Below are 3,451 nucleotides of genomic sequence, written 5' to 3' on the forward strand. Positions count from 1 at the left end.
TATAAGAGATAAATAGACATGAAAGCAAGAAACCTTATAAAAACAAGGATTCTATCAAAATAGTTGCTACCGATAATGAGACGTTATGTCAACCACACATGTATAGAATATACAATGTACTTTTTACATTCTTTAATTAAATTACATAATAAAGTGAGATAAAAAGGAATAGCAAAGAGGAATGAGGAAACTAAAGAAAACAAGTATGAATGAGATTATTTAGAGGTGATTAACTATGGAAATTATTAAAGAAGCATCTTCCTATTTTTCAATAGAAAAACTTTCTGAAGGTATATATGCTGCAATTGCTAAGAAAGGTGAAGGAGCAATGGGTAATGCAGGTTTCATTGATTTAGGAAATGGAGTCCTTATATTTGACACATTCACAACTCCTAAAGCCGCTAAGGATTTACGAAAAGTAGCAGAAGAAATTACTCAAAAAGAAATCAAATATGTTTTTAATAGCCATTATCATGGAGATCACACTTTTGGTAATCAAATTTTTGAAGATGTAATAATCATTTCAACTTCCATCACAAGGGACTTACATGCACAGAAAAACATTATTCAGGATTTAAATAAGGAACAAATAGACATGCAGCTATATCTGAATCAATTGGAACAAAAAATGATAACTGAAAGTGATCCAGTCTTACTTGCAAGTCTTGACAATCAGTTTAAGGAAATGTCAAAAGTAAACGAATCACTATCTGAATTACGAATTGTACTTCCAAATCTGACCTTTGAAGATAAGCTTGTCATTCATGGAACTTGCCGAACAGTTGAGTTATATTGTTATGGAGGTGGACATACTCCAAGTGATGCTTTTCTATACTTACCACAGGAAAGCATTGCATTTATGGGTGACCTAGTGTTAGAAAATTTACATCCTCCTATTTTTAGTTCCCAGCAATTTATTGATAATTTATCTAAAGTTGACGAAATGGATATTCAAAAAATAGTTCCTGGTCATGGTAATCTAGTAACAAAAGATCAAATTAAGATTATGTTGCAGTATTTGGAGCATCTGAACATAAAAGTAGCTTCTTCTCTAGAAAAGAGAGAAGCCTTAGACCAACTTTTATTAACCAATACTCCCAAAGCGTATGCTAACTGGTCGGGTGTCGATGGGTACAAGCGAAACCTTACTGTTATATACAATGAATATAAAGAAAAATAGCATTTGATGTATTGACTTCCAATAACGAAAATTATGTAAATATGAAACCCCTTCAGCAAGTAAATTGAAGGGGTTTTTTCTAGATACATTGAATATCGATAAGTGGTGTTATGTCGACTGTTGATATATATTTAAAATCCAGTAACCTTATATTTAGTATAATCTATAAAAATGTAGAAAGATTGTAAGTAATATGAGCTATTATGCAAGGGAAAATGGAATTTGTTTTTTTGTAGAGTAATGAATACATGATTCCCGTTACTGTTGCAGTAATAATAAATGGAATATCATAGTTATGAGCAATTCCAAATAGTAAACTAGATAGGATTAATCCAACTAGAAAAGAATATTTTGTTTCGAAAAACTTAATTATAATCCCACGATATATAATTTCTTCTTGAATTGGTCCTATTAATGCAATTGATAGGATAGCAATTATATTAATAGTGAGTGATTGCTCATCTAAATTTCCTATTCCTAAATGTTTATCTTGGATTTCAGCAGAATCAAAATATAAATTTGTTATTTTATCGATAAAAGTATCGATTATATATACTAATAAAATATATAGATATGTTTGATATGAATATAAAGGTTTGATATTGAATACAGATATAATTATTTTTTGAAAAGGTGTATATTTTAATATAAACAGAATCAATATAAATAAATAAAAAATATCAAATATAAAATTTTGTACAATTATAAGACTATCATTGTTAAATTTTTTTTGAATGAAATCTAATGAACTGGTCAATTTTAATGGAATACCTATAATTATTATTGCTATAAAGTTGACTAACAATGTTCCTAAAATAAATTCTTTCCAAGATATTTTAATCTGCTGTAATTTTGTCTCCATGCATGTTCTCCTGTCATTAATTTTTTCATTTATAATATTTTGTTTTATAAAGTTAATAGTATTAGATGGAAAAAGTATCAAGTATATTATCTTTCTTTTCTTTATGAATGACAATGTATTTTAAGGTAATTTGTGATCTTGGGATGGATTGAACATCAATGAGATGTGTTTTTTTGTTTATGGATTTTACACCTCTTTATTTACAGTGATTTGAATGTATACTTTTCTAGTCATTTTTGAGGAAAATGGGTAAGTTGCGATAAAGTCAATAAAATCAAGGGAAATGAAAGTAAACTAATATGTAAAAGTTTACATTCATTTTTTCTTGGAAATATTTTAATTTTTTTAAAAAAACTGAAAATTAAAATATTTAAATGTATAATAAAGTAAAGAAGATATTGAAGAAATAAATAGAGAAGAGGGAATATCGTATGACTAGTTTAAAAAATGTTCTTGAGCTTGATTTTGCATATCTTGAAACCTTTACTAGCCGAATAGAGAAATCATGGGGGTCTATATTTTGTAATGAAAGCAACCCATATTATTATGATGCAAATCATGCACATGTAAGTGTAGTAAGTTTAAATCCACAAATGATAGTAGATGAAGTAGTGCATTTCTATAAAACTAAAAATATAGTACCTAGATTTTATATATACAACTTAGATATGCAAGAAAAATTGATTTCTGAATTACAAATAAAGAATTTTGGATTTGAAGAATTAATAAGTCCAGTCCAATTATGGAACAAGAAATTAACTAAAAAAGATAAAAATGAAAAAGTTACTATTGAAAAAGTATCTGAGTTAAATTTTGAAGAAGCTTTAGATATTGAATGTAGTATAAAAGAGTTAGGGGGCGAAGTTAGAAAAAAAGCTTTTCAAGATGAATTCCAACATCCAGCATTCACTCACTATCTACTTAGATACAATGGAGTAGCATGTTCCATCGCTTGTATTTTTGAACATGAAAAACAAGCCCGAATGGAAAGTGTAGCTACAATTGAAAAGTTTAGAGGTAAAGGGTTAATAGGTGAACTTATTCACTTTATTCAAAGTGAAGTAATGAATAGAGGACTAGATAATCTTTGGGTGATCCCAATTAACGAAAAAGTAGAAAAAGTGTATGAAAAGTATGGATTTGAAACAGTAGAAAAAATTAAAACGGGACATGCGTTTTTAGAAGGAAAAAGTATTAAAGAAATTCACCAGGGATAGAAAAAATCAATTTATTTTGCTAAAAAAATATTTAGTTAACAAGTTTACTTTTGGTAATAACAAAAAAGTCCCTTCATAATGCTAAAGGGACTTCGCTCACACAAATGATCTGCACATCAATTCACTTTTGATATACAGATCATTTGTATGATAATTTTTATAAATAATTGCGGAATAATGAACTTACATTAC

3 protein-coding genes are annotated in these 3,451 nt (G+C 27.9%); 2 read left to right on the top strand and 1 reads right to left on the bottom strand.

Annotated elements, in window-relative coordinates:
• Positions 1 to 235: 235 nt before the first annotated feature.
• A complete protein-coding gene (locus JDS80_RS30405; protein ID WP_199640783.1) occupies positions 236 to 1,180 on the top strand; it encodes an MBL fold metallo-hydrolase in 945 nt (314 codons plus the stop codon).
• A 163-nt stretch (positions 1,181 to 1,343) separates the two neighbouring features.
• Here the strand turns inward: JDS80_RS30405 and JDS80_RS30410 are convergent, their stop codons facing one another.
• Entirely contained in the window at positions 1,344 to 2,042 is a 699-nt protein-coding gene (locus tag JDS80_RS30410; protein WP_199640784.1) for a CPBP family intramembrane glutamic endopeptidase, read from the bottom strand.
• A gap of 431 nt (positions 2,043 to 2,473) precedes the next feature.
• Here JDS80_RS30410 and JDS80_RS30415 point away from each other — a divergent pair, with 431 nt between their 5' ends.
• Complete coding sequence (locus JDS80_RS30415; protein WP_199640785.1) at positions 2,474 to 3,259, top strand: GNAT family N-acetyltransferase; 786 nt, start codon at positions 2,474 to 2,476, stop codon at positions 3,257 to 3,259.
• The last annotated feature ends 192 nt before the right edge of the window (positions 3,260 to 3,451 follow it).

Source organism: Bacillus cereus group sp. N8 (assembly GCF_016483685.1).
In the GTDB taxonomy this organism is placed as follows: Bacteria; Bacillota; Bacilli; order Bacillales; family Bacillaceae_G; genus Bacillus_A; species Bacillus_A proteolyticus.

What these genes read in the sequence shown, in the direction of transcription:
- JDS80_RS30405 (WP_199640783.1), top strand. Translation starts at nt 236, where the DNA reads ATGGAAATTATTAAAGAAGCATCTTCCTATTTTTCAATAGAAAAACTT.
- JDS80_RS30410 (WP_199640784.1), bottom strand. Translation starts at nt 2,042, where the DNA reads ATGGAGACAAAATTACAGCAGATTAAAATATCTTGGAAAGAATTTATT.
- JDS80_RS30415 (WP_199640785.1), top strand. Translation starts at nt 2,474, where the DNA reads ATGACTAGTTTAAAAAATGTTCTTGAGCTTGATTTTGCATATCTTGAA.